The sequence below is a fragment of the Bhargavaea ullalensis genome (genome assembly GCF_042432615.1).
Lineage (GTDB): Bacteria > Bacillota > Bacilli > Bacillales_A > Planococcaceae > Bhargavaea > Bhargavaea ullalensis.
The window spans coordinates 1-22,710 of the sequence record NZ_JBHLWY010000031.1; the positions used below are offsets into that span (position 1 = coordinate 1).

Below are 22,710 nucleotides of genomic sequence, written 5' to 3' on the forward strand. Positions count from 1 at the left end.
GAAGGATGTTCAGGAAAAAGAAAAACTGTAGCCAAAGGAGCATTAGGCTCACTTTGTCTACAGTCTGAGCCGACACAATGTGAGTGTCGGCTCTTATTCAGCGACCTCTTGGGGCCAGCCTTTTTCATCCGTCATTTTTTCCAAAAGTCATCATACACATTGATCGGCAGGTGCCGCTTGTGGCGGGATCTCAAGTAGAGGTCTTCGAGTTTCTTTTGGGCTTCTGCCGAAACTTCCTTTCCCTCCAGGAAATCGTCGACGTCGTCATAGGTGACGCCGAGCGCCACTTCGTCCGGCAGTGCCGGCTTGTCTTCTTCCAGATCAGCGGTCGGCACTTTTGTGTACAGGTGCTCCGGACAGCCGAGTTCTTTCAGCATCATCTTGCCCTGGCGCTTGTTGAGCCGGAAGAGCGGCATGATGTCCGCACCGCCGTCGCCGAATTTCGTATAGAAGCCGGTCAGCGCCTCGGCCGCCTGGTCGGTTCCGATGACGACCGCATTTTTCATAGCGGCGATCGAGTACTGCACCTTCATCCGTTCCCGGGCCTTTTCGTTTCCTTTGACGTAGTCGGTGAGGACGACACCGGCTTCCGCCAGCGCCGCCGCGCTCGCGTCGACCGCTCCCTTGATGTTCACCCGGTAAGTGACGGACGGCGAGATGAAGTCGAGGGCGTCATCGACATCCGATTCGTCGAACTGCACGCCGTACGGCAGTCGGACGGCGTGGAATTTGTACCGCTCTCCGCCGTCTTCCGCATTCAGTTCATCGACGGCGATTTGTGCGAGCTTGCCGGCGAGCGTCGAATCCTGGCCGCCGGAAATCCCCAGCACGAACCCTTCAAGGAACGGGTGCCGGCGGGCATAGGCTTTCATAAAGTCGACGGACACACGGATTTCATGAGCCGGGTCGATCTCCGGCTTCACTTTCAGTTCTTGGATAATCTCTTGCTGCAACGTCATCGGCAGTTCCTCCTTCTTGTTCTCACGCCCCGGTTGAAGTTTCCGCAAGGGCCCTGTCTGTCAGTCCAGCTCTTTCTCGTGGAGTTCAAAATCATGGATGCGTTCGCGGACTTCGTGGATGTTGCGCATCTTGTTGTCCCAGCACTTCTGGCTCAGGTCAACCGGATATTCCTCGGGATTGAGGGAGCGCTTGTACTCGTCCCAGAACAGGCTGAGCCGTTCATGGGAAAAATCGACGATTTCATCGAGCGTCGGCAGCGTGTAGATGACCTCTCCGTCTTCGACAACCTTTGTATGCAGGTTGACCGCATCGAAATTCGTCACGAATTTCGAGATGAACGTGTGAACGGGGTGGAACATCTTGAGACGCTTTTCTTTTTCCGGCTCTTCGTCTGCAAGGGTGATGTAGTCCCCTTCCGACTTGCCGTTTTCCCGGTCAATGATCCGGTATACTTTCTTAATCCCCGGCGTTGTCACTTTTTCGGCGCTGGAGGAGATCTTGATCCGGTCTTCCATCTCACCCATTGAGTTTTCCACGGACACCAGTTTGTAAACCGCCCCGAGTGCCGGCTGGTCGTACGCGGTGATGAGCTTCGTCCCGATTCCCCACTGGTCGACCTTCGCCCCCTGCAGGTGCAGGTTCATGATCGTGTATTCATCCAGGTCGTTCGACACGATGATCTTTGCATCCGGGAAACCGGCTTCATCGAGCATCCGCCTTGATTCCTTTGACAGATAAGCGATGTCCCCGCTGTCGAGACGGATGCCGTGGAAATTGATCTTGTCGCCGAGCTCTTTCGCCACGCGGATCGCCGTCGGCACGCCGATCTTCAGCGTATCGTACGTATCCACAAGGAACACACAGTCCTTGTGCCGGCGGGCATACGCATGGAATGCCTCATACTCGCTTTCATAAGCCTGCACCATCGAGTGGGCATGCGTGCCGGCAACCGGAATGCCGAATAGTTTCCCCGCCCGGACGTTGCTCGTCGCCTCCACCCCGCCGATGACCGCCGCACGCGCGCCCCAGATGGCCGCGTCCATCTCCTGGGCACGGCGGGAGCCGAATTCCATGACGACATCGTTTTTGACGACTTGTTTGATCCGGCTCGCCTTCGTGGCGATGAGGGTTTGGTAGTTGATGATGTTGAGCAGCGCGGTTTCGATCAGCTGCGCCTGAATGAGCGGCGCCTCCACCCGGATGAGCGGCTCATTGCCGAACACGACCTCGCCTTCCGTCATCGAGTACACATCTCCCGTAAACCGGAGCTCCGCCAGATAAGACAGGAAATCCTCCCGGAACCCGAGCTCGTCCCGCAGATAGCCGATATCACTCTCCGTGAACCGGAAACTCCTCAAGTAATCAAGCACGCGCTCAAGCCCCGCGAAAATCGCATACCCGTTCCCGAACGGCAGCTTGCGGAAATAAAGATCGAACACCGCCTTCCGCTCATGGATGCCGTCCGCCCAGTAGGACTCCGCCATGTTGATCTGATACAAGTCGGTATGGAGCATCAGGCTGTCATCTGCGTACTTCGTCGACATGAAAAATCCCTTCTTCCGAAACATGTTTGCGATTAGTATACACTATCCTTCACTTACCCCGTCCGCTCTGAAGACAACCCTGCGAACGAATTTGTCATCAGAACCCGAAAAAGACCCCGTGCGATGCACAGGGCCCTTAATACCCGTCAAGGCATTGTTGTTTCACATGGCGGAAGCAGGTGAACGACATAGTAGGTCACAGACAGCTTGGTGTCAATTTCACAGAAAGAGCATCCAATTGCGAAGGAGACTGTGTTCTCGTTGCAGAAGTCCGGGCATGTATTAAGCCCGGAATCAACGCAGAGTTGCTGATCCACACAGGTCGTGCCGGTTGCCGTGATGGCAAGCGGTACACTAGCACCACAGTTGTTCGCTCCGTTGTTGAAGAACGTCTCGAGTTCAAAGCAGAGATGCCAGTTGATGTGGCCGGTTACACGGATTTCCATACCGTTCACTGGATCTACCGGTCCGCAACCGCACGGGGAGGAAGGAATGCCCGGAACCGGGTCTTCCGTCTCTCCTTCGCAGCATCGGAGGAAGAATGGATCGTTTCTTACTTCTGCGTACAATGGAGGGAACTCGAGCAGTGAATCATTCGGCAGAACAATCGTCGCCAAATCAACGACTACCCGGTTCGGATCGATGATCGACATCTGATTCTGCAGGTTCTGAAGACCGCGGACTTCCGCATTCCGATTGCCCATCGACTGTGCCATGTTTATGGCGTTGCTGATTTTTTCTCCAAGCTCTGCTTGGGTCATGCCAGTCGGCATTGTTCTTTGAGATCTTTTCATCATTTCTATCACCTCCTTTCACTGCTTATTGGCCTTGCTCTATCAATCTATTCAGGGGAACCATTTGTGCACGGGCGAATCTACCGGTGCCCGCCGGTTGTTTCGCCCTGAATCTCGGATAAATAGAAAACCGCACAGCCGGCAGGAGCGCCGCTGTGCGGTTTGGGATAAAAATGGGGACAGTCCGCCCGCCCTGGGTCTAATCGCCCGGCCGGGATGGTAGAACCGGGACAGGGCGGTGGGTGAGGTTAAGAATCTTTCCGGCAGGACCTGCATGGTAACCACATAAAAGATGAATCGTACGCATCGGGCCTTGAGTCGTACGGGTCCGCCTCCGAGTCGTACGGATTCAACCTTGAGTCGTACGGGTCCGCCCCCGAGTCGTACAGTTCGGGCAAAAATTCAAATGAAAAAAGCCCCTCCACGGAAAACGGGGATTTCCGCATTCCGTGAAGGGGCTGCTCGCGCTGTTATTTGTCCTCCGTGCTTTCCTCCGCCTGCTTCATCTGCCCTTTGCCGCTTTGTTCCGGTTCGAAGTCGGGCATCTGGCCGTCCGGCATGCCGGTGAACTGGTTGTCGCCGTCGGGGCCGAGCGCCAGCTTTTCGGGATCGTCGGACCGTTTCACTTCATCTTTTTCCGGTCTGTTTTCTTGCTGATTGTCCTTTTTCATTGCGGATCACCCCTTCCTCGTCTCGTTTACTTTACCCGAACCGAAACCCGGACAATCAAAAAAACAGCGGCTCCCCGCGCACAAAAAATCCCGCCCGCTCCATTCGGGAGCTGCGGGACGGATTTTATTGGTTGGCGGAAGCCGTTTCTTTTTCGTAGAACTTGATGAAGTTGTCGACGACGCGGTCCAGGAAAGCGACCGTCGCTTCGTCGGTGAGGGTGCCGTCTGCGTCCAGTTTCGCATGGACCGCTCCGATGTACACTTCGTTTTGAGGAAGGATCGCCGGTGCAAGGTTCGGGTTCGACAGGATTTCGCGCAGATGTTGCTGGGCTCGGACTGAGCCGAGGTTGCCCATCGAGGCGCCGATGATGAATGTCGGCTTGCCCTGCAGGACGAGTTCGCCGCGGGACATCCAGTCGATCGCATTTTTCAGCGTTCCCGGAATGGAGAAGTTGTATTCCGGAACGGCGAACAAGACGGCGTCGGAATCGGCGACCTCCGCTTTGAAGTCCAGCACGTTCGGCGTCGGGTCGTTTTCGATGTCGATGGCAAACGGCTCGAGTGCATTGATGAAGACCGGGGTGATCTCCAGCTTGCCGGCGTAGCGCTTGCGCATGAATTCGACGACTTTCAAGTTATAGGAAGTGGAGCTGGTGCTCCCGATGATGGCTTTTACTTTAATCGGCATATGGAAAACTCCTTAAGTTTATTTCTTCTCCATCATAACAGGATTTTGCCCCATTCCGCCTGTAATATGCCTTGAAGCCAAGGTATCCGCCTTGTAAACGATTACAGAGAAAACCTAAAGGAAATAGCTTGTTTCCGCCCCCGAAAGGTGGTAAGGTTGGTTTATCGAATTTTTCGAACTATTCCACTTACAACTTCATCAGCGATTCTTATCAAGAGAGACGGAGGGACTGGCCCTGCGATGTCTCAGCAACCTGCCTGTCGGCGAAGGTGCTAATTCCAGCGGATTCCACACGGAGGATCCGGAAGATGAGAAGACGATTCCGCATCATTTGCCGGGCCTTCTTCTTCATTGGAGGGTCCGGTTTTCATTTTCCCAAAAGAGAAAGGAACGAAGAACCATGACAAAGAAAAGCATTTCCACGCTGCTCGCCCAGCTCGGCAACCGGAACGATCCGCTCACCGGCGCAGTGAATCCCCCGATCCACTTGTCGACCGCCTATGAACACCCCGGGCTCGGCCGGTCCACGGGCTATGATTATTCCCGAACGAAGAATCCGACGCGCGCACTTCTTGAAGAAGGGTTCGCAGAGCTGGAGAGCGGCGACGCTGCGTTCGCCTGTTCTTCCGGCATGGCGGCCATCGGGCTCGTTTTGTCCCTGTTCCGGCCGGGTGACGGCATCCTCGCGCCGGAAGACCTGTACGGCGGAACGTATCGCCTGTTTGAGCATTACCGCAGGCAGTACGGGGTGCCCGTCGACTATCTGCCGTTTGGCGACCTTGCCGAAGTGGAACAGGCGATCACCGGCGGGACAAAAGCGCTGTTCATCGAATCTCCGACAAACCCGCTTCTTCAGGAGATCGACATCCCCGCTTACGGCGAACTCGCCAAGAAACACGGGTTGCTCCTCATCGTCGACAACACATTCTACACGCCGATTCTCCAGCGGCCGATCGAGCTCGGGGCCCATATCATCATCCACAGCGCGACGAAATACCTCGGCGGCCACAACGATGTACTCGCAGGGCTCGTCGTTGCAAAAGGCGAGGATCTTTGCGAGCGTCTCTCAGCCCAGCACAATGCGGAAGGCGCCGTGCTGTCTCCGTTTGATTCGTGGCTTGTCATCCGCGGGCTGAAGACGCTCCCGCTGCGGATGAAGCAGCATGAGGCAAACGCGAAGGACATCGCTCAATGGCTGCAGTCCGAACCGTCTGTGGCAGACGTGCTTTATCCCGGCAAGGGCGGCATGCTGTCCTTCCGCGTCGACAATCCGGCGCTCGTCGCCCCGCTGCTTGAGAAACTGGAGCTGATCGCGTTCGCGGAAAGCCTCGGCGGCGTGGAGAGCTTCATCACGTATCCGTCGACCCAGACCCACGCCGACATCCCGCTTGAAGAGCGGACCAAACGCGGCATCGATGATTCCCTGCTCCGGCTGTCGGTCGGCATCGAAGACGCACAGGACCTCATCGGCGATTTAGAACAAGCTTTCGAACTGGCACGTTCCTCCCTGGCGGCAGGCTCGGCAGGGCAGGCTTGAACACTCCATTTATAACCACTCCATAAAATTAGAAAGAAGGAATATCAATGACCATCCGCACAGAAACCACACCGCGCGTCCGCGCACCGTTCAAAGCAGATCACGTCGGCAGTTTCCTCCGTCCCGCCCGGCTGAAAGAAGCACGGCTCCGGTTCGGGGACGGAGACCTTTCCCGCGAGGAACTGACCCGCATCGAAGACGAGGAAATCCGGCGTCTCGTAAAGGCCCAAAAAGAAAACGGCATTCAGGGAGTCACAGACGGGGAATTCCGCCGCAGCTGGTGGCACCTTGACTTTCTGGCGGGGCTGGACGGCATTGAACTGTATCAACAGCCGGAAGGAACCCGGAAATTCCAGGGCGTCGAGGTCCGGCCCGGCGGTATCAAAGTAACAGGCAAAGTGGGCTACAGCGGGAGTCATCCGTTCATCGGCCATTTCAAGTCACTAAAAGAAATTGCAGGAGAAGACACTGCCGTAAAATTCACCATTCCGAGCCCGAACCTCGTGGTTGCCCGCGCCCGGTTTGAGACCGCTGCCTACGACAGGCCGGAAGATGTATATGCCGACTTGATTCCGGCCTACCGGGCGCTGATCCGGGATTTGTACGATGCCGGATGCCGCTATCTCCAAATCGATGATACGGCGTGGACTTCGTTCTTTACCGATGAAGAGAGAAACCGGATCCGGGAAGGCGGGTCCGATCCGGATGCACTCATCCACCGGTTTGCGGAGGCGATCAACGGCGTCATTGACGGCCGGCCGGACGATCTGCTTGTGATGATGCACATCTGCCGGGGCAACTTCCGCTCGCATTACTTCACAAGCGGCGGCTACGAGCAGGCAGCAAAAGTGATTTTCGGAGAACTTCAGGTTGACGGACTGTTTCTGGAATTTGACGATGAGCGCTCGGGAGGATTCGAGCCGCTCCGCTTCGTGAACCGGCCGGACCTGACTGTCGTTCTCGGACTCATCACGACAAAGCGCCCGGAGTTGGAAGATGAAAAGGTGATCAAGGCACGGATCCTGGAAGCGGCCCGCTACCTTCCGCTTGAGCAGCTAGCCCTCAGTCCGCAGTGCGGTTTTGCTTCCACAGAGGAAGGCAACAACCTGACGGAAGAAGAGCAATGGGCGAAAATCCGGCATGTGGTGAGCATCGCCGAAGACATCTGGGGACCGGGCGCCAGATGAACTGAAGAACCAGGCCGGGCATCCGTGCGTTTCTCTTTCAATGCCCGAACGGGACTTCCGTACCAGAAACCGCCGGACGGCCACTTCCGTATAAAAAGCGGAAGGAGTGAACTCCATGGCCTCAAAAACATATCGGGTGAAACTGAATTGGCCCTTGAAGATGCTGAGCGTCTTTTTGTCCGCACTGCCTCTTGCGGGAGCTCTGCTCACAGCTGCCGGCGTCATTTATACCCTGATTCTCGGCGAGTGGGCCGTCGCTCTCTTCTTGCTCGCCATCACGGCCTTTCTGTTGCCGCTCGGCTGGTGGGTGCTCCGAATTTCCATCCGGGTTCCCCGCCGGGAAGATATCGTGCAGGTGACCGGGTCCGGAATCGTCCATGAATGGGCACTGCCTAAAACCGGTGATGCGGGGAAAGAAGAAATTCCCTTCAGCCGGATGACCAGTCTTTATATCCTGCCCCACGCCCAGCGGTTCATGGCGGGGAAAACCCCTTTCTATGCAGAGTACCCGCGGCTGGTTGCCGAGTGGAGGGAGGACGGTGAACGGCGGTTGCTTTCCATCACCGAAAAACGCCCGGAAGATTTTTGGAAATTATACGAACAGTTTCCGCCGGGCATCCCCGTAAAGACCGGGTATTTCAACATTGCACATTATCCGGACTACGCCCTGGGTCCGGTGCTGGATGAGCATGAATATCGGGAGATTCTCACCGGCGAGCCTCTTTTGCTGCCGTTTGTCCCCGGGCGGATCACGCTGTTCGGGCCGCCGACGCCGAGGCTTCTCATGCCGGGAGAAGAACGCAAGCGGTATGTGTGGATTTTCGACCTGAGCGGGGTTGCGGTCCTGATGGTCTGCCTCTCGATCATGCTGATCGGGCTCGTCCGGAGCATGCCGGGCTGGGAAATCGAGAACGGGATGTTCGTCTCCGATGATGAATATAACTACGTCCTTCTGTTCCTGGTCCCCCTGTTCTTCTTTTTCCATATTCGAAAACGGGCTTACCTGGTTCGTCTGATCATCCAGGCAGCCGTCATTGTTGCCATCTGGCTTTTTGCCGGCTGGATTGCCGCCCGGTCCCACCCGGTTCATCCGGATTTCATGGAAAGCGTCCGGTTTTCCGCCATCCTGACAACCGTTTGGATCTTGCTGTCTTATGCTGCCGGCAAACTGATCGCGGGAGCAGGCGTCCTTTATGCCAGGTGGGAGGAAAAACGCCGGCTGAATGCTTAAGATGAAAATCATATTGACTTTTCATGCATGCATCATTATAGTATGGACAATCGTGGTTGAACGATTTTTTTCGGGCCCTTGATCACAGGCCCGAAAAATTATTTGGCTCAAATCCCGACTATTCCACTTAACATTTAATATTATACATTATCGGAGGAGGCGTTCAGCGTGAATTTATGGATTCAAACAGAGCAACAGAGACAGTGGGCGGAGCGGCTGGAAACACTCGGCCGACAGTTTGCCGAAAATGCCCAGCAGCGCGATGAAGACGGAGAATATCCGGAAAAGCAGATTCGAGAACTGGCCGCTTCCGGCTACACGGCGCTCGCCGTTCCGGAAGCGTTCGGCGGTACCGGGATTGGCGTGTACGAAATGGTGCTGTTTCAGGAAACGATCGCCAAGTACGATGAAAATGTGGCTCTTTCCATCGGCTGGAACCTGGGCATTGCCGGCAGTATTTTCGAGAAGCGGGACTGGACACCGGAAATGCTTCGTTTTTTTGCAGATGAACTGCTCGGAGGGGCGCTCGTCAACCGTTCGGTCAGCGAAGCGGTCACCGGCAGTCCTTCCCGCGGCGGTCGGCCGGGAACGACCGCTGTTCGTGACGGAGGCTCCTATCTTCTGAACGGACGGAAGGCCTTCACGACCGGCTCCCCTACCTTGACTTATTTCATCACATCGGCATGGGTGGAGGATCAGGAGCAGATCGGGTTTTTCCTGTTGCATAAAGACCTGGACGGCCTGCAGGTCGAAGAAACCTGGGATGTGATTTCGATGAGAGGGACCGGGAGCCATGACCTGGTGCTCGACAATGTCCGTGTCGGTGAAGAGGCGCTGGTGGAGCTGCCCGGAAAATCTTCCGGCGGTCCGAAGTTTGACGGCTGGCTTCTCCATATTCCGGCCACTTATCTGGGAATTGCCCAGGCGGCACGGGACTATGCGATTTCATTTGCCGATCAACACTCGCCGAACAGCATCAAGGGGCCGATCAGCGAACTGCCGAATGTCCGCTCGCTCATCGGGGAGATTGAGTTGGAACTCACACAGGCCCGCCATTTGATTTACAGCGTTGCGCAAGCCTGGGACAATCCGGATCGCCGTCCGTTCCTGACAAATGAAGTACCCGCGGCGAAGACGGCCGTGACGAACGCCGCTGTTTCCATCGTTGACAAGGCAATGCGGATTGCCGGCGCCAAAAGCCTGCAACGCACAAATCCGCTCCAGCGGCTGTACCGGAATGTCCGTGCCGGCCTCCACAATCCGCCGGCGGATGACATCACCATCCGCGCGCTTGCAGAGTCCGCCATCGAATCTGTCCGCCGGCGAAATTCTGTCCAAAACGGCCACCGCCAAAAAGCAAATCCAATCAGGGGGGAAATGAAATGAAATTCGGCAAACGTTTAAAAGTGTTCATGCTCGGAGCGTCAGCGGCGCTTCTGCTTGCGGGTTGCGGAGCGGGAAAAGCGGCGGATGAGGACGGCGTCCGGAAAGTGAAAATCGCGTACGACCAGTCTTCCAAGCCGATGTCGTGGCTTGATGAAAACGGGAATCCGACCGGCTATGACGTGGAAGTGATGAAACTCGTGGATGAAGCACTGCCCGAATACGAGTTTGAATTCGTCGGCACGACAAGCGACGACCTCCTCATCGGCGTCGAACAGGGCAAATTCCAGGCGGGGGTGAAAAACGCGTTCTGGACGGAAGAGAGGACGAAAAAGTTCCTTTATCCCGAACAGTTTCTCGGGCTGAGCAGCGCGGGGCTCGTCCTCCGAAAAGAGGATGAAGCGATCAAGTCTCTCGAAGACTTCGCCTCTGCCGGCTACTCGCTCGCCCCGATTGCGGCGAATAACGCACAGTACACCGTCATCGAGGAATACAACCTGGCCCACCCGGACAACCAGGTGAAGCTGAAGGCCGGGGATTCGTTCACGGTCGACGTCGTCCAATGGGTCAATGAAGGACGGGTCGACGGCGGCGTCATGATCGAGGGGCCGTTTGAAAAGCAGGTGACGGCGGAAGACGGGCCGTATCACCACTTGAAAGACGAAGTGGTCTACAACGAATTCGCCGTGATCAAAACATGGCCGCTGTTCAACCGGAACGAAAAAGACCTCGCCGCAGCCTATGACGGGGCAATCGAGCAGCTGAAGAAAGACAAAAAGCTGGAGGAACTGAGCGAGAAATTCTACGGGCGCAACTTGTTTGACGTGCTGGAAAGCGCCGAGCGGTAACGGGCGGCCCGGCAGATGATTGAAAAGTATTTTGACGCTTCATATATCTGGAGTTCGTTTCCCCAGTTGCTTCCGTTCCTCGGTGTGACGTTTCTCGTCGCCGGCCTGTCGGTCCTGTTCGGCACCGCGGCCGGACTGCTTCTCGCCGCAGCGAAGCTCGGCCAAAGCGGGACCGCCCGCAGACTGGCCGACGGATACACGACGATCATGCGGTGCACGCCGTCGATCGTCCTTCTGTTCCTTGTCTATTACGGCGTGCCGTTTCTCGCCGGGCAGTTCGGGCTCAACCTGCACGATGTCCATACCGCGGTTTTCGTCGTCATCACGTTCACCCTGCAGTTCGCCGCGATCCTGTCGGAAGTGGCCCGCTCGGCGATTTTGGCGATCAACCGCGGGCAGTATGAGGCGGCGGTGAGCGTCGGGCTGAGCCCATTGCAGGCCTACCGGCGGATTGTGTTGCCGCAGGCCGCAGTGGTGGCGCTTCCGAATTTCGCAAACGGGCTCATCGCCCTTCTTCAGGAAGGGGCGCTCGCCTATACGATCGGCCTGATCGATATCGTCGGCAAGGCCAATCTGATCGTGGCGGCAAATTTCAACGCCCACGCCCTGGAAGTGTTTATCGCCCTGGCGCTCCTTTACTGGGTGTTGTCGATCTTGATCGGGCAGTTTTTCGGTTTCCTCGAAAAGCGGCTCGGCAAGGGGCGGCGCACCGTGAAGGCCGCTTGAAAGGAGGTGCCGGAAAATGCAGCAGAGCCTGAACATCCCCTTCCTGATCGAAACGTTTTTCACCGCGCTGTCCGGTGTGCCGGTGACGCTTGCCGTCACGGCCGTGGCGCTCCTCTTGTCGGTTCCGGCCGGATTCCTTCTGGCCCTTTCGAGGATCCGTGAAATCCCGGTTCTGCGTGAATTGGCAAAAGTGTATGTCTCGTTCGTCCGGGGAACGCCGATCATCGTGCAGATCTTCATCACGTATGCCAGCGTCCCGCTTTTCCTGACCGCTTTCTTCGAGAAGTACGGCATCCGGGCGAATGTGTATGAGATCAATCCGATCTGGTATGCCTTTATTGTGTTCACGTTCAGCACGACGGCCATCTTGTCGGAAGTGTTCCGCTCGGCACTGGCCACGGTCGATCGCGGCCAGCTCGAGGCGGCTTGGTCGGTCGGCCTGACGGGATTCCAGGCGTTCCGCCGGATCATCGTTCCGCAGGCACTCGTGTCGGCGCTTCCGAATTTGGCGACCGCCACGGTCAACCTGATCAAGGCCACGTCGCTCGGCTATGCGCTCTCCCTCCAGGAAATCACCCTGAAGGCGAAAGTCGCGGCGAACGCCGGATACAATTACATCGAAGCATACATCGACATTTTCCTCGTGTACCTGATTCTCTGCATGCTCGTGGAGTTTGCATTCAAGAAATACGAACAGCGTGCTTCGCGCTTCATGGTGCGGCATGCTTGAAAAGGGGCAATCCGATGCTTGAATTCAAAGAAGTCCGGAAGTCATTCGGCCCGCTCGAGGTCCTGAAAGGCGTCGATCTCACCATCAGCAAGGGGGATGTCGTCGTCATCCTCGGCCCGAGCGGCTCCGGCAAGACAACGCTGCTCCGCTGCCTGAATTTCCTGGAGCGGGCGGATGCGGGTTCGGCGCGCTTGTCTTCTCTTGAAGTGGATCTTCGCAATGCCACAAAGAAAGAAGTCCATGCCGTCCGTCAGAAAACTGCGTTCGTCTTCCAGAACTACAACCTGTTCAACAACAAAACCGCGCTGGAGAATGTGATGGAGGGTCTTGTCACCGGCCGGAGAATCCCGAAAGAGGCGGCACGGGAGAAGGCGCGCCGGGCACTCGACAAAGTCGGGCTTTCCGACAAACTGGACGCTTATCCCGTCCAGCTTTCCGGCGGCCAGCAGCAGCGGGTCGGCATCGCCCGTGCGCTCGCGCTCGATCCGGAAGTGATTTTGTTTGATGAACCGACGTCCGCGCTTGATCCCGAACTGGTCGGAGAAGTGCTGGGAGTGATGCGCCAGATCGCCGCGGACGGCACGACAATGCTTGTCGTCACGCATGAAATGCAGTTTGCAAAAGAAGTCGCCAGCCGGGTCGTCTTCATGGACGGCGGGGTCGTCGTCGAATCCGGCACACCGGAGGATATCTTCGGACGGCCGAAGGAGGAGCGAACGCGGCAGTTCCTGCGCCGGGTGCTGCCGGAGGAATACAACTACTCGATCTGACGAACCCGGACAGTCCCCTTTCAAATCTATCACCTCCCCGCCATTCGCCCCGCCGGTTCCGCCGGCACGGCATATGGTAAATGGAGGAGGTGAACATAATGGCAAACTGTTCCTGCAACCCGCTCGTCTGCCTCTACCTTGCAGCCATCCTCGCCGGCTTCGCCCTGCTCGGGCTCATATTCCTGTTGCCGCATGTCCTGGCAATCGGAGGCCTGCTCGGGATTCTGGCGATTCTTGTTGTCGTGGCGATCGCTTTGTTTGCGCTCGCCATCATTTTCAAAGCGCTGTTCAGGCTGCTGCATTCCCTTGGAAGATAGCGCTTTGACTCACGCGGCTGCCCCCGGGCGGCCGTTTTTTTAATCAGCGCCCCTCATGTATAATGGAGGAAAGATTGCATGAGGGTGGGGAATGGCGTGGATCGACGCAACGATTTTCAGGGGGACTCGTCCAAAGACGAAAAGCGAACGGACGGAGACGGCCACACGGCACGGGAGCAAACTCCATATGAGGACGATCTCTGGGAAGATGAGTATGACGATGTCTGGGAACCGGATGACTGGGTGATCTGGGATTCAATCGCCGAAGGATCCAGGGAGCCGATAGAAGAAGACGGAGACTACGAATTCGGCGAAGACGAGCCGGGCACCGGCGGTCCGGATGTGCCGGACGCACCGGACGGGCAAGAAGCCGATGATCCGGAAGATGAAGAAATCCGGCGGCTTGTCCTGGCCGCACAGCGTGAGGCACTCCAGCAGGAATACCGGGAACGGAGCGTACCGAAAAAGCCTTCCTTCGGGACAAAGGCAATGATCTGGATGATTTCCGTGGCGATGGTCGTCAGTACGTTCGCCTTCGTTCTTGAGCTGTATCCGATTGCGGCGGTGGATTTTCTCCGGACATCTTCCCGTCTGTCGGAACAGGATACGGTCCAGGTTCAGAAAAAGTCAGTTGTATCGGTCGTGACCCCCGACGGATCGGGAACCGGGTTCATCATCTCGGATGGCGGGACCATTCTGACGAACCATCACGTGGTCGAGGGGTATGACCGGGTCTCGGTCGTCCTTTCAGATGATCGGCGGTTCATGGCAGATGTGACGGAATCGTATCCCGACATGGACATGGCTGTCCTGGAAACCGGCGAAAAAGGCCTTCCTTCCCTGAAACTCGCGGAATCGTTGGACTTGATGGAAGGCGATCCGGTCACGTTCATCGGCAATCCGCTCAGCTTCCGGGGCGTGGCAAATGAGGGAACAGTCATCGGCCCGATCACACTGGCAGGAATGGACCGGCCGGTGATTATGATGAAAGCGCCGGTCTACCGGGGCAACAGCGGCAGCCCGGTGCTCGACCGAGACGGACTCGTGGTCGGCATCATCTTCGCGACGCTGGAGCACGAGTCGGAAGGAAAAGTCGGCCTGTTCGTGCCAATCAGCGAACTGTACCGGCTGCAGGGCACTGAGTGAAACCTGCGCCGTTTATGGATACGGCCGTTAATGATGCCTGACGGCAGACATTGACGATCCGGTCCGAAACGTTGATTGTATTGAACGAAACGTTGATGGTATCGGTGAAAACGTTGATGGTATCGGTGAAAACGTTGATTGTATCGAACGAAACGTTGATGGTATCGGTGAAAACGTTGATTGTATCGAACGTCAGGTTGATCATTCGCCCCTAAACGCGAAATTGTTCCGCCAACACCCCGGCAAAATAAAAAAGTGCGAATCCCACGCTCTAAGTGCGAATCCAACGCCCTAAGTGCGAAACCATCGCTCTAAGTGCGAAACCATCGCTCTAAGTGCGAATCCCCCGCTCTAAGTGCGAATCCCACGCTCTAAGTGCGAAACCCACGCTCTAAGTGCGAATCCATCGCCCTAAGTGCGAATCCATCGCCCTAAGTGCGAATCCCACGCTCTAAGTGCGAAACCCACGCTCTAAGTGCGAATCCCTCGCCCTAAGTGCGAATCCCGCGCTCTAAGTGCGAATCCAACGCCCTAAGTGCGAATCCATCGCCCTAAGTGCGAAACCCACGCTCTAAGTGCGAATCCAACGCCCTAAGTGCGAATCCAACGCCCTAAGTGCGAATCCAACGCTCTAAGTGCGAAACCATCGCTCTAAGTGCGAATCCCACGCTCTAAGTGCGAATCCCACGCTCTAAGTGCGAATCCCACGCTCTAAGTGCGAATCCCACGCTCTAAGTGCGAATCCCCCGCTCTGAGTGCGAATCCATCGCCCTAAGTGCGAAATGCAATAAAAAAAAGCAGGAGAGGAAACCAACCGTTTCCTCTCCTGCTTTATTAAGTTCAGATCGTTTCCACTTCTGCCGGCGCGGCTTCCGCATCCGGATCGCCGAGGACACCCTCCGACTGGGAGACGACGACTGCGCAGGCTGCGTCGCCTGTGATGTTGACCGCGGTGCGGACCATGTCGAGCAGGCGGTCCACTCCGAGGACGAGCGCAATTCCTTCAACCGGCAGACCGACCGACGTGAGCACCATCGCCAGCATGATCAGCCCGGCACCCGGCACGGCGGCCGTTCCGATGCTGGCGAGAACAGCCGTGAGCACGACCGTGACAAGCTGGCCCATCGTCAGCTCAATCCCGAATGCCTGTGCGATGAAGACGACCGCCGCTCCCTGCATGATGGCGGTTCCGTCCATGTTGATCGTCGCGCCGAGCGACTGGGTGAATGAGCTGATCGACTCCGGCACCTTCAGCCGCTCCTGCGCGGTCTTCAGCGAAATCGGCAAAGTTGCTGCGGAACTGGCCGTGCTGAAGGCGACCACCTGTGCTGGGAAGAAGTTCTTGAAGAACCAGACCGGGTTTCGCTTCCCGATCAGGGCGACCGATCCGCCGTAGACGATGATCGAGTGAATGACGAGCGCTCCGAGCACGACCCCCATGTAGAGACCCATCGCACGCAGGGCATCGAACCCCTGGCTTCCGACGGCGGAGGCGATCAGCCCGAACGCACCGAACGGGGCAAAGCCCATGATGAACGTGATCAGGAACATGACGAGCCGGTCGGCCTGTTCAAACAGAACCTTCAGGCGGTCCGTCTTTTCTCCGAGCATCGCCAGGCCGAATCCGACAAGCGCCGCGAAGAAGATGATCTGCAGCATGTTGCCGTCGGCCATCGCCCCAACCGGGTTGGTCGGAATGATGCCGAGCAGCGTATCGGAAACAGGCGGCGCCTCATTCGCCTCATACGCAATCCCTTCCGTTTCAAAGCCCCCGCCCGAACCCGGCTTGACGACGAGCGCGAATGCGAGCGCAATGACAATGGCAATGGCCGTGGTGATCAGGAAATAACCGAGCGTCTTGGCACCGATCCTGCCGAGCTTTTTCGGGTCCCCGATCCCGACCGTTCCAAGGACAATGGAGATGAACACGACCGGCACGACGAGCATCTTCATAAGGTTCAGGAAGATGGTTCCGAGCGGCTTGAACAGGAACACGTCAGCCTTGGCAAACAGACCCGGCGCAAATAGATTAAGGACAAGACCGACCAAGACACCGGCGACAAGAGCAATCAGGATGTTCCTTGCCAACTTCATTGCAATCCCTCCATTCTATATTTCCACCAAATCTACCCCTGCAAATGAAAACGCTTTCTTTTATTATATCGCCCGATTTGAAGTGAAGTCAATACAGTTTATTAAAATTTCTGTCTATTTATGCATATACCTTGCGCTGCAATGTACCTTGCGATACAATGTATATAAAATTCACTCAAAGGAGCGATCCCCGTTGGAAAAAGAAATGCTGAAAGGCAGCATCGACCTGATTCTCCTGTCTCTGCTCCGGCGCGAAGACCTTTACGGCTATGAAATTGTCCAGCTCGTCCATGAACTGAGCGGCGGTGCCTACGAGATGAGCGAAGGCACCCTGTATGCAGCACTCAAGCGGATCGAACGGAAAAACTGGGTGGAGTCCTACTGGGTCGACGGAAGTGGTCAGCGGAGGAAATACTACCGGCTCACCGACAAAGGCGGCGAAGCCGTGAATGAAAAGATGGAGAGCTGGAATCAGGTGGATTCCCTCATCCGAAAAACGGCGGAGGGCCTGCAATGAGGCCCGTATTCATCCGTTTCGCCCGGACCATCGCCCGGCGGACAGACGGTACCCGCGAGGAGCGGCAGGATCTGACGGAAGAACTGGCCGGGCACCTGGAGGAGACTTTCCGGCAGTTGCAGGAAGAAGGGCATCCGGAAGTAGTGGCCGAATCAATCGCCATGAAACGCTTCGGCGACGGACGGCAGATCGGACGGCAGATCCAGGAGGCCCTTTATCCCTACCGTCGCGGCATGATCCTCACGCTTGCCGCCGGTTCCCTGCTGTTCGGTTTCGCCGGATTTTATGCGGTGCTGCTGACGTCTTGGCATGCCCTCACCGCCTGGCTGGTGCTGTCATCCTTCGTTGGTTCGGTGCTCCTGGCATTCGCCCTGGATCCCCCGGCGGCTCTCAACCGGCGGCTTGCCCTCAACAGTCTGTTCATCTTTCAGATCGGCGTGCTGCTGGCCGGAACCCTGTTGACCGCAGATATGGCCGGCTCTGCGGGCGGCGCGCTCGGTGTCGCGGGCTGGCTGCTTATCCTGCTTTCGCTTGCCCTGATCTACCGCACGACCGCCTACGATTACAGGACCAGCCGGTCAAAGAATGAAAAGCATGAGATTGCGATCAACGCCGCCAATGTGACGACCGGCATCTTCTCGCTCGCCGTTTCCCTGTTTTTCTTTTGGGCAGCCCTCGCCTTCTCGGACGGCACCGACAGGGTCTGGATGTTCGCCTTCATCCCCGCTGCCTTTTGGGGATTCACTTATCTGGCCCAGGCAATGCTCCTGAACAGAGGGCGCATTAAAATCGCCTACGGGATCACCGGAATCCAAGTCGCCGTCATCATCACCGGACTGCTGCTGTTTTTCCGGATCCCCTGAAGGGAATGAATCATGATGAAGAGACCGCTTTTGATTGTTCTGCTGCTGATCGGGTTGGCGACGGCCGCCTCCGCTGCCGCCGGGTTTGTCCTCCAGAAGCCGGAAGACGAGCGGGAGGAGGGCCTGTCGGAGGTCTATGACGTCTCCGCCGACGGGACGGTCGCCTATGTTTCCTACACGGAGGGCAGTGCGGGGATTTACCTTCTGAACAGGGAGGGACAGACACGCGGACCGCTTGCCGGCACGGAATCGGACAGCCGGATCGCCGACCTCTCCTTCTCCCCCGACGGAAGTGCATTGTTTTTTGCTGTGAACCCGAAAGACCGGACAACCGGCTTGAAAAGCACCGTCCGGAAGATCGACTTGAAAAGCGGGAGCGATACGGGAGTCTACCAGGACGGAGGGCTCATCACAGAGCTTGCCTTCAGCCTTGATGATCCCGGCCGGATTTACTTCCTCCGGGCGGGCGTATTTGAGAATTACTCGCCGGTCGCCGCTGCACACCCGCACGATTTTGACGTGCACGAACTGGAGCTGTCCGACCGCTCCACCCGGGCGCTGACCGAACTGAAAGCGTACGACATGCGCTCGATCAACATCCCGGAAGGTTCGGATTCCGTTTTCTTCACGATGTTTGGAGAAGATGAAGCCGAATTTGCCGAAGAAACATTTGAAGCCACCCAGCAAATTTACCGAGCGCCGAAAACAGCCGGCGAAGCGGAAAAAGCCGGAACCGGATTCCCGCAGGACGTCTATGATTTCCTCGTTCTCCCGGATGGTAGAGTCATTTATCAGACCGTCGCGAAAACGTCCAACAGCGGATTGTTCGAATACGAACTGTTCATCCATGAACCAACCGGCGGGAAAGACAAGCAGCTTACACGGACCCGGACGTACGCCGGCAAGCCGGTTATAAGCGCCGATGGACAGACGCTCTGGTTCATCGAGGACCGGAACTTCGGCGGCGGCAGGCCGGATTACTTCCTGTACCGGATGCCACTGGAAGGGGGGGCGGCTGAACAAGTGCTGCCCGCTCTCTGACCTCTCTAACTGTCTGCTGAGCGGCAAAACGGCCGGCCCTGTTTAAAAGGGCCGGCCGTTTGATTCGGTTTCATTCAGTGAGAATGGTAAGTCCGTTTCCGTTCAATAAGTCTCTTCCAGGTTGCGGCTCTTTTCGGGAAGGGCCGCTTCTTCAGATTGCGGATCGCCGAGCACCCCTTCGGACTGGGCGATCATCATGGCGCATGCCGCGTCGCCGGTGATGTTGACCGATGTCCGGACCATATCGAGCAGGCGGTCGACACCGAGGACGAGCGCGATTCCTTCAACCGGCAGGCCGACCGACGTGAGCACCATCGCGAGCATGATCAGGCCCGCGCCCGGCACGGCGGCCGTTCCGATGCTCGCAAGCACGGCAGTCAGGACGACTGTAATAAGCTGGCCCGTCGTAAGATCGATGCCGTACGCCTGTGCGATAAACGCGACGGCCACCCCCTGCATGATTGCCGTGCCGTCCATGTTGATCGTCGCACCGAGTGACTGGACGAACGAGCTGATCGATTCCGGCACTTTCAGCTTTTCCTGCGCCGTTTTCATCGACAGCGGAAGTGTTGCGGCAGAACTTGCGGTGCTGAACGCGACGACTTGCGGCGGGATGAAGTTCTTGAAGAACCAGACCGGATTCCGCTTGGCGAGGAAGGCAACCGTTCCGCCGTAGGTCACGACCGAGTGGATGAGCAACGCGCCGAGCACGACGGCCATGTACAGGCCCATCGCCTTGAGCGCATCGTATCCCTGGCTTCCGATGGCGGAAGCGATGAGTCCGAACGCGCCGTACGGAGCGAACTTCATAACGAACGTGATGAGAAACATGACCAGTTCATTGCCTTGCTCAAGCAGTTCGGTCACTTTCTCGGTCTTTTTGCCGAGCATCGCGAGACCGAAGCCGACAAGCGCCGCAAAGAAGATGATCTGCAGCATATTGCCTTCCGCCATCGCCTGGATCGGATTGGTCGGGATGATGCCGAGGAGCGTGTCGGAAATCGGCGGCGCTTCTGCCGGCTCATAGGTCGCATCATGGGTGCCGAAGTCGCCCGCTGCGCCCGGCTTGAAGATGAGTGCGAGCGACAGGGCAAGCACGATGGCGATTGCCGTCGTCGTAAGGAAATAGGCGATCGTCTTGATGCCGATGCGTCCGAGTTTTTTCGGATCGCCGAGCCCGACGGTGCCGAGGGCGATTGAAATGAACACGACCGGAATAACGAGCATTTTCATGAGATTCAGGAAGATGGTGCCGAGCGGCTGAAACAGGAACACATCCGCTTTCCCGAATACACCCGGTGCAAACAAGTTTAAGACCAGGCCGACCACGACTCCGGCGGCCAGCGCGATGATGATGTTTCTTGCGAGCTTCATACAATTCCCCCATTCTGGATGCGGTATCTGGTTGATGGATCTTTCTGAATGTAAACGCTTTCTTAAAATAATATTAACGTTCTTTGTATTTAGGGTCAATCATTTTTTTCCCGAATGGGCCGTTATGCCCGCATTAAAAGATAACAGGCGGCATGATTGGCCTTTGAAGCACAGGTCCTTAAGCCCTGTTCCTCTCATGCCGGCCATGCCGCCGGTGAATAGTTCCGGAATTCCGGTGATTTAATTATTTGGTAATAGTATCTGTCGGCGCGGGCGGCAGTGCATCAAGCTTCGGCTTTTTCCAGAAGAAGGACAGCACCACGCCGCCGAACAGAACGATCGTCGCAAAGTAAAAAGGAAAATCGAGCTTGATGTCGAACAGCAGGCCTCCGATGATCGGGCCGAACACGTTGCCGAGACTCGTGAACATCGAGTTCATCCCCCCGGCAAAGCCCTGCTCGTTCCCCGCCACTTTTGACAGATAAGTGGTGACGGCCGGACGTACCAGGTCAAAGCCGACGAATACGGTCATCGTCACGAGCAGGATGAGCACATACGACGACACGAGCGTGACGCAGAACACGAGCACTGCGGACACGATGAGGCACCACCGGATAAGCCGGATTTCGCCGAGCCATTTGTCGAGCCGGTCGAACAGCCACACCTGGGCGACCGCACCGATGATGCCCCCGCCCGTCACCATGATGGCGATGTCTTTCGGTGTGAAGCCAAACTTATGGTCGACGAACAGGGCGAACAGCGACTCAAACGATGCCAGACCGAACGACAGGATGAAGATGATGAGGAAGGCGATAAAGTAGACCGGCGCAAAAATCCGCTTGAAGCCCGATACTTCCATCGCCCCTTCCTGCATTTCCTGGCGCTCCGGTTCCCTTAGGGCGAGCAGCGAAAACATCGCCGCCACGAAAGCCAGCACGGCCGCGGCGAAAAACGGAACCCGCGGGCCGATCTCTGCGAGGAATCCCCCGATTCCAGGTCCGATGATAAATCCGGTGGAGATGGCCGCGGACATGAAGCCGAGCGCTTTTGGACGTTCCTCCATCGTCGTGATGTCCGCGATGAATGCCGTCACCGCCGGCATGATGAACGCCGCACTGACGCCGCCGACAAGCCGGGAAGCAAACAGCACCCAGACCTCCTGTCCGAGTCCGAACAGCAATTCCGATGCGCTGAATAAAAACAGACCCATGACGATCATCGGCTTTCGTCCGAGACGGTCGACCATGCGGCCGGCCAGCGGAGAAGCGATCAGCTGAGTGATCGCAAACGCGGCGACCAGGTTCCCTGCCGCCTTCCCAGACATGCCGAGTTCATTCATGATGGCCGGCAGCACGGGAATGACGAGGCCGATGCCCATAAAAGCGATAAATAAATTGACGAGCAATGTCACGAGCGTGACGTTCAGTTTTTTCTTCATACACTGCGTTCCCCTTTGATCCGATTCCTTCTATGATACAAGGGGCTCGCCCGCTCCGCCAGTAATAGGCGTGCAAACCGGAGAAGACAGATTACAGCCCTCCCGGCGTTCATTCTTTTACCTAAGGGCGGAGGTTTTCTCCCAGAGCGGCCAGTGGCTCCACGGCTTTTTCGGCGGAGGCAGAGATTCAAAGCGCATCTCTTCCTTTTTCACCGGGTGTACAAAAGACAGCGTGCGCGCCCAGAGAGCGAGTTGCTGTCCCGGCCGGTTCACGGCCGCGCCGTATTTCTGGTCGCCGTACAGCGGACAGCCGGATGCCGACAGCTGCACCCGGATCTGGTGGGGCCTTCCGGTGTGCAGGCGGACCGACAACAGGCTGAGGCCCCCCGACCTGCTGATTGTCCGGTAATGAAGAACCGCTTTTTTCCCGTCCGGATGGCCGGTCCCGACGACCGACACCCGGTTCTCCCTGCGGTCCTTTGCCAAGTGATGCTCCAGCCTGCCCGACCGGTCCTTCATTCCTCCCCGGACGGCCGCCACATACTCCCGCTCCACGTCATGGCGGCGGAACGAGTCCGACAGGCGGGACGCAGCCTTGGATGTTTTGGCGAACACCATGACACCCCCGACCGGCCTGTCCAGCCGGTGGACAAGTCCGAGATAGACGTTTCCGGGCTTGTTGTCCCGCACTTTCAGATACTGCTTTAGCAACGTCAAAAGATCTGCATCCCCTGACCGGTCTTCCTGCACCGGCACATTCACCGGCTTCTCGACGACAAGAATATGATTGTCTTCATAGATGACTGGAATTTCCATGTGCTTCTATCTCCTTCGGGTGATTTCCAGCCCAT

General features: G+C 57.0%; 23 protein-coding genes and 1 riboswitch. Of the genes, 13 read left to right on the forward strand and 10 right to left on the reverse strand.

What is annotated here, in order from left to right; translation table 11 throughout:
- Positions 1–131 precede the first annotated feature (131 nt).
- The 5 genes from nadE to ACFFIY_RS07760 all read right to left on the reverse strand — a co-directional run bounded on the left by nadE (position 132) and on the right by ACFFIY_RS07760 (position 4,657).
- A complete protein-coding gene (gene nadE, locus ACFFIY_RS07740) occupies positions 132–959 on the reverse strand; it encodes an NAD(+) synthase (RefSeq protein ID WP_354198459.1) in 828 nt (275 codons plus the stop codon).
- Positions 960–1,019: 60 nt separating this feature from the next.
- Positions 1,020–2,504, reverse strand: coding sequence for a nicotinate phosphoribosyltransferase (locus tag ACFFIY_RS07745; protein ID WP_354198457.1), 1,485 nt, complete (start codon positions 2,502–2,504; stop codon positions 1,020–1,022).
- Between the two features lie 146 nt (positions 2,505–2,650).
- On the reverse strand, positions 2,651–3,301 hold the full coding sequence (locus ACFFIY_RS07750; RefSeq protein WP_354198455.1) for a hypothetical protein: 651 nt from the start codon (positions 3,299–3,301) through the stop codon (positions 2,651–2,653).
- Positions 3,302–3,768: 467 nt separating this feature from the next.
- Positions 3,769–3,969 carry a hypothetical protein gene (locus ACFFIY_RS07755; protein ID WP_354198453.1) on the reverse strand — a complete coding sequence of 67 codons (201 nt, stop codon included), beginning with the start codon at positions 3,967–3,969 and terminating at the stop codon, positions 3,769–3,771.
- Positions 3,970–4,093: 124 nt separating this feature from the next.
- Entirely contained in the window at positions 4,094–4,657 is a 564-nt protein-coding gene (locus ACFFIY_RS07760; RefSeq protein WP_354198451.1) for an NADPH-dependent FMN reductase, read from the reverse strand.
- 205 nt (positions 4,658–4,862) lie between these two features.
- A riboswitch (SAM riboswitch) is annotated at positions 4,863–4,972 on the forward strand.
- Positions 4,973–5,057: 85 nt separating this feature from the next.
- Between ACFFIY_RS07760 and ACFFIY_RS07765 the strand changes: the two genes are divergently transcribed.
- The 10 genes from ACFFIY_RS07765 (at position 5,058) to ACFFIY_RS07810 (ending at position 14,532) form a co-directional block, all read left to right on the forward strand.
- On the forward strand, positions 5,058–6,194 hold the full coding sequence (locus ACFFIY_RS07765; RefSeq protein WP_354198449.1) for a methionine biosynthesis PLP-dependent protein: 1,137 nt from the start codon (positions 5,058–5,060) through the stop codon (positions 6,192–6,194).
- Positions 6,195–6,241: 47 nt separating this feature from the next.
- Positions 6,242–7,381, forward strand: coding sequence for a 5-methyltetrahydropteroyltriglutamate--homocysteine S-methyltransferase (locus ACFFIY_RS07770; RefSeq protein WP_354198447.1), 1,140 nt, complete (start codon positions 6,242–6,244; stop codon positions 7,379–7,381).
- 136 nt (positions 7,382–7,517) lie between these two features.
- Positions 7,518–8,612, forward strand: coding sequence for a hypothetical protein (locus ACFFIY_RS07775; protein ID WP_354198445.1), 1,095 nt, complete (start codon positions 7,518–7,520; stop codon positions 8,610–8,612).
- Positions 8,613–8,780: 168 nt separating this feature from the next.
- Positions 8,781–9,998 (forward strand): acyl-CoA dehydrogenase family protein, encoded by a 1,218-nt coding sequence (locus tag ACFFIY_RS07780; protein WP_354198443.1) that lies wholly within the window; start codon positions 8,781–8,783, stop codon positions 9,996–9,998.
- Positions 9,995–10,843: a transporter substrate-binding domain-containing protein gene (locus ACFFIY_RS07785; RefSeq protein ID WP_354198441.1), complete on the forward strand. Its 849-nt coding sequence runs from the start codon at positions 9,995–9,997 to the stop codon at positions 10,841–10,843. The genes ACFFIY_RS07780 and ACFFIY_RS07785 overlap by 4 nt, the downstream gene beginning before the upstream one ends.
- 15 nt (positions 10,844–10,858) lie before the next feature.
- Positions 10,859–11,569: an amino acid ABC transporter permease gene (locus ACFFIY_RS07790; RefSeq protein ID WP_354198439.1), complete on the forward strand. Its 711-nt coding sequence runs from the start codon at positions 10,859–10,861 to the stop codon at positions 11,567–11,569.
- 16 nt (positions 11,570–11,585) lie between these two features.
- The gene (locus tag ACFFIY_RS07795) at positions 11,586–12,299 is read left to right on the forward strand and encodes an amino acid ABC transporter permease (RefSeq protein ID WP_354198437.1); all 714 of its coding nucleotides are present in this window, start codon (positions 11,586–11,588) and stop codon (positions 12,297–12,299) included.
- Between the two features lie 14 nt (positions 12,300–12,313).
- Positions 12,314–13,069, forward strand: coding sequence for an amino acid ABC transporter ATP-binding protein (locus tag ACFFIY_RS07800; RefSeq protein ID WP_354198435.1), 756 nt, complete (start codon positions 12,314–12,316; stop codon positions 13,067–13,069).
- A 98-nt stretch (positions 13,070–13,167) separates the two neighbouring features.
- The gene (locus tag ACFFIY_RS07805; RefSeq protein WP_354198433.1) at positions 13,168–13,386 is read left to right on the forward strand and encodes a hypothetical protein; all 219 of its coding nucleotides are present in this window, start codon (positions 13,168–13,170) and stop codon (positions 13,384–13,386) included.
- 78 nt (positions 13,387–13,464) lie between these two features.
- Positions 13,465–14,532, forward strand: a complete 1,068-nt coding sequence (locus tag ACFFIY_RS07810) for a S1C family serine protease (RefSeq protein WP_354198431.1) — start codon at positions 13,465–13,467, stop codon at positions 14,530–14,532.
- Here the strand turns inward: ACFFIY_RS07810 and ACFFIY_RS07815 are convergent.
- Both ACFFIY_RS07815 and ACFFIY_RS07820 read right to left on the reverse strand, forming a co-directional pair.
- Positions 14,498–14,737, reverse strand: a complete 240-nt coding sequence (locus tag ACFFIY_RS07815) for a hypothetical protein (protein ID WP_354198429.1) — start codon at positions 14,735–14,737, stop codon at positions 14,498–14,500. The two genes, ACFFIY_RS07810 and ACFFIY_RS07815, sit on opposite strands and share 35 nt — an antisense overlap.
- A gap of 635 nt (positions 14,738–15,372) precedes the next feature.
- Positions 15,373–16,626, reverse strand: a complete 1,254-nt coding sequence (locus tag ACFFIY_RS07820; RefSeq protein WP_354198427.1) for a dicarboxylate/amino acid:cation symporter — start codon at positions 16,624–16,626, stop codon at positions 15,373–15,375.
- Between the two features lie 193 nt (positions 16,627–16,819).
- Here ACFFIY_RS07820 and ACFFIY_RS07825 point away from each other — a divergent pair, with 193 nt between their 5' ends.
- Genes ACFFIY_RS07825 through ACFFIY_RS07835 form a run of 3 tightly spaced genes read left to right on the forward strand, consistent with a single transcriptional unit; the run spans position 16,820 to position 19,047 of the window.
- The gene (locus tag ACFFIY_RS07825; RefSeq protein WP_354198425.1) at positions 16,820–17,143 is read left to right on the forward strand and encodes a PadR family transcriptional regulator; all 324 of its coding nucleotides are present in this window, start codon (positions 16,820–16,822) and stop codon (positions 17,141–17,143) included.
- Positions 17,140–18,006 (forward strand): permease prefix domain 1-containing protein, encoded by an 867-nt coding sequence (locus ACFFIY_RS07830; protein ID WP_354198423.1) that lies wholly within the window; start codon positions 17,140–17,142, stop codon positions 18,004–18,006. Before ACFFIY_RS07825 ends, ACFFIY_RS07830 begins: the two co-directional genes overlap by 4 nt.
- Positions 18,007–18,018: 12 nt before the next feature.
- Positions 18,019–19,047, forward strand: a complete 1,029-nt coding sequence (locus ACFFIY_RS07835; RefSeq protein ID WP_376837226.1) for a TolB family protein — start codon at positions 18,019–18,021, stop codon at positions 19,045–19,047.
- Positions 19,048–19,149: 102 nt separating this feature from the next.
- On the opposite strand, the gene ACFFIY_RS07840 is transcribed toward ACFFIY_RS07835, so the two are convergent.
- The 3 genes from ACFFIY_RS07840 to ACFFIY_RS07850 all read right to left on the reverse strand — a co-directional run bounded on the left by ACFFIY_RS07840 (position 19,150) and on the right by ACFFIY_RS07850 (position 22,675).
- Positions 19,150–20,421, reverse strand: coding sequence for a dicarboxylate/amino acid:cation symporter (locus ACFFIY_RS07840; protein ID WP_354198419.1), 1,272 nt, complete (start codon positions 20,419–20,421; stop codon positions 19,150–19,152).
- Between the two features lie 244 nt (positions 20,422–20,665).
- Entirely contained in the window at positions 20,666–21,859 is a 1,194-nt protein-coding gene (locus ACFFIY_RS07845; protein ID WP_354198417.1) for an MFS transporter, read from the reverse strand.
- A gap of 117 nt (positions 21,860–21,976) precedes the next feature.
- Complete coding sequence (locus ACFFIY_RS07850; RefSeq protein ID WP_354198415.1) at positions 21,977–22,675, reverse strand: RluA family pseudouridine synthase; 699 nt, start codon at positions 22,673–22,675, stop codon at positions 21,977–21,979.
- Positions 22,676–22,710: the final 35 nt, after the last annotated feature.

What these genes read in the sequence shown, in the direction of transcription:
- nadE (WP_354198459.1), bottom strand. Translation starts at nt 959, where the DNA reads ATGACGTTGCAGCAAGAGATTATCCAAGAACTGAAAGTGAAGCCGGAG.
- ACFFIY_RS07745 (WP_354198457.1), bottom strand. Translation starts at nt 2,504, where the DNA reads ATGTCGACGAAGTACGCAGATGACAGCCTGATGCTCCATACCGACTTG.
- ACFFIY_RS07750 (WP_354198455.1), bottom strand. Translation starts at nt 3,301, where the DNA reads ATGATGAAAAGATCTCAAAGAACAATGCCGACTGGCATGACCCAAGCA.
- ACFFIY_RS07755 (WP_354198453.1), bottom strand. Translation starts at nt 3,969, where the DNA reads ATGAAAAAGGACAATCAGCAAGAAAACAGACCGGAAAAAGATGAAGTG.
- ACFFIY_RS07760 (WP_354198451.1), bottom strand. Translation starts at nt 4,657, where the DNA reads ATGCCGATTAAAGTAAAAGCCATCATCGGGAGCACCAGCTCCACTTCC.
- ACFFIY_RS07765 (WP_354198449.1), top strand. Translation starts at nt 5,058, where the DNA reads ATGACAAAGAAAAGCATTTCCACGCTGCTCGCCCAGCTCGGCAACCGG.
- ACFFIY_RS07770 (WP_354198447.1), top strand. Translation starts at nt 6,242, where the DNA reads ATGACCATCCGCACAGAAACCACACCGCGCGTCCGCGCACCGTTCAAA.
- ACFFIY_RS07785 (WP_354198441.1), top strand. Translation starts at nt 9,995, where the DNA reads ATGAAATTCGGCAAACGTTTAAAAGTGTTCATGCTCGGAGCGTCAGCG.
- ACFFIY_RS07790 (WP_354198439.1), top strand. Translation starts at nt 10,859, where the DNA reads ATGATTGAAAAGTATTTTGACGCTTCATATATCTGGAGTTCGTTTCCC.
- ACFFIY_RS07795 (WP_354198437.1), top strand. Translation starts at nt 11,586, where the DNA reads ATGCAGCAGAGCCTGAACATCCCCTTCCTGATCGAAACGTTTTTCACC.
- ACFFIY_RS07800 (WP_354198435.1), top strand. Translation starts at nt 12,314, where the DNA reads ATGCTTGAATTCAAAGAAGTCCGGAAGTCATTCGGCCCGCTCGAGGTC.
- ACFFIY_RS07805 (WP_354198433.1), top strand. Translation starts at nt 13,168, where the DNA reads ATGGCAAACTGTTCCTGCAACCCGCTCGTCTGCCTCTACCTTGCAGCC.
- ACFFIY_RS07810 (WP_354198431.1), top strand. Translation starts at nt 13,465, where the DNA reads ATGAGGGTGGGGAATGGCGTGGATCGACGCAACGATTTTCAGGGGGAC.
- ACFFIY_RS07815 (WP_354198429.1), bottom strand. Translation starts at nt 14,737, where the DNA reads ATGATCAACCTGACGTTCGATACAATCAACGTTTTCACCGATACCATC.
- ACFFIY_RS07820 (WP_354198427.1), bottom strand. Translation starts at nt 16,626, where the DNA reads ATGAAGTTGGCAAGGAACATCCTGATTGCTCTTGTCGCCGGTGTCTTG.
- ACFFIY_RS07830 (WP_354198423.1), top strand. Translation starts at nt 17,140, where the DNA reads ATGAGGCCCGTATTCATCCGTTTCGCCCGGACCATCGCCCGGCGGACA.
- ACFFIY_RS07835 (WP_376837226.1), top strand. Translation starts at nt 18,019, where the DNA reads ATGATGAAGAGACCGCTTTTGATTGTTCTGCTGCTGATCGGGTTGGCG.
- ACFFIY_RS07840 (WP_354198419.1), bottom strand. Translation starts at nt 20,421, where the DNA reads ATGAAGCTCGCAAGAAACATCATCATCGCGCTGGCCGCCGGAGTCGTG.
- ACFFIY_RS07845 (WP_354198417.1), bottom strand. Translation starts at nt 21,859, where the DNA reads ATGAAGAAAAAACTGAACGTCACGCTCGTGACATTGCTCGTCAATTTA.
- ACFFIY_RS07850 (WP_354198415.1), bottom strand. Translation starts at nt 22,675, where the DNA reads ATGGAAATTCCAGTCATCTATGAAGACAATCATATTCTTGTCGTCGAG.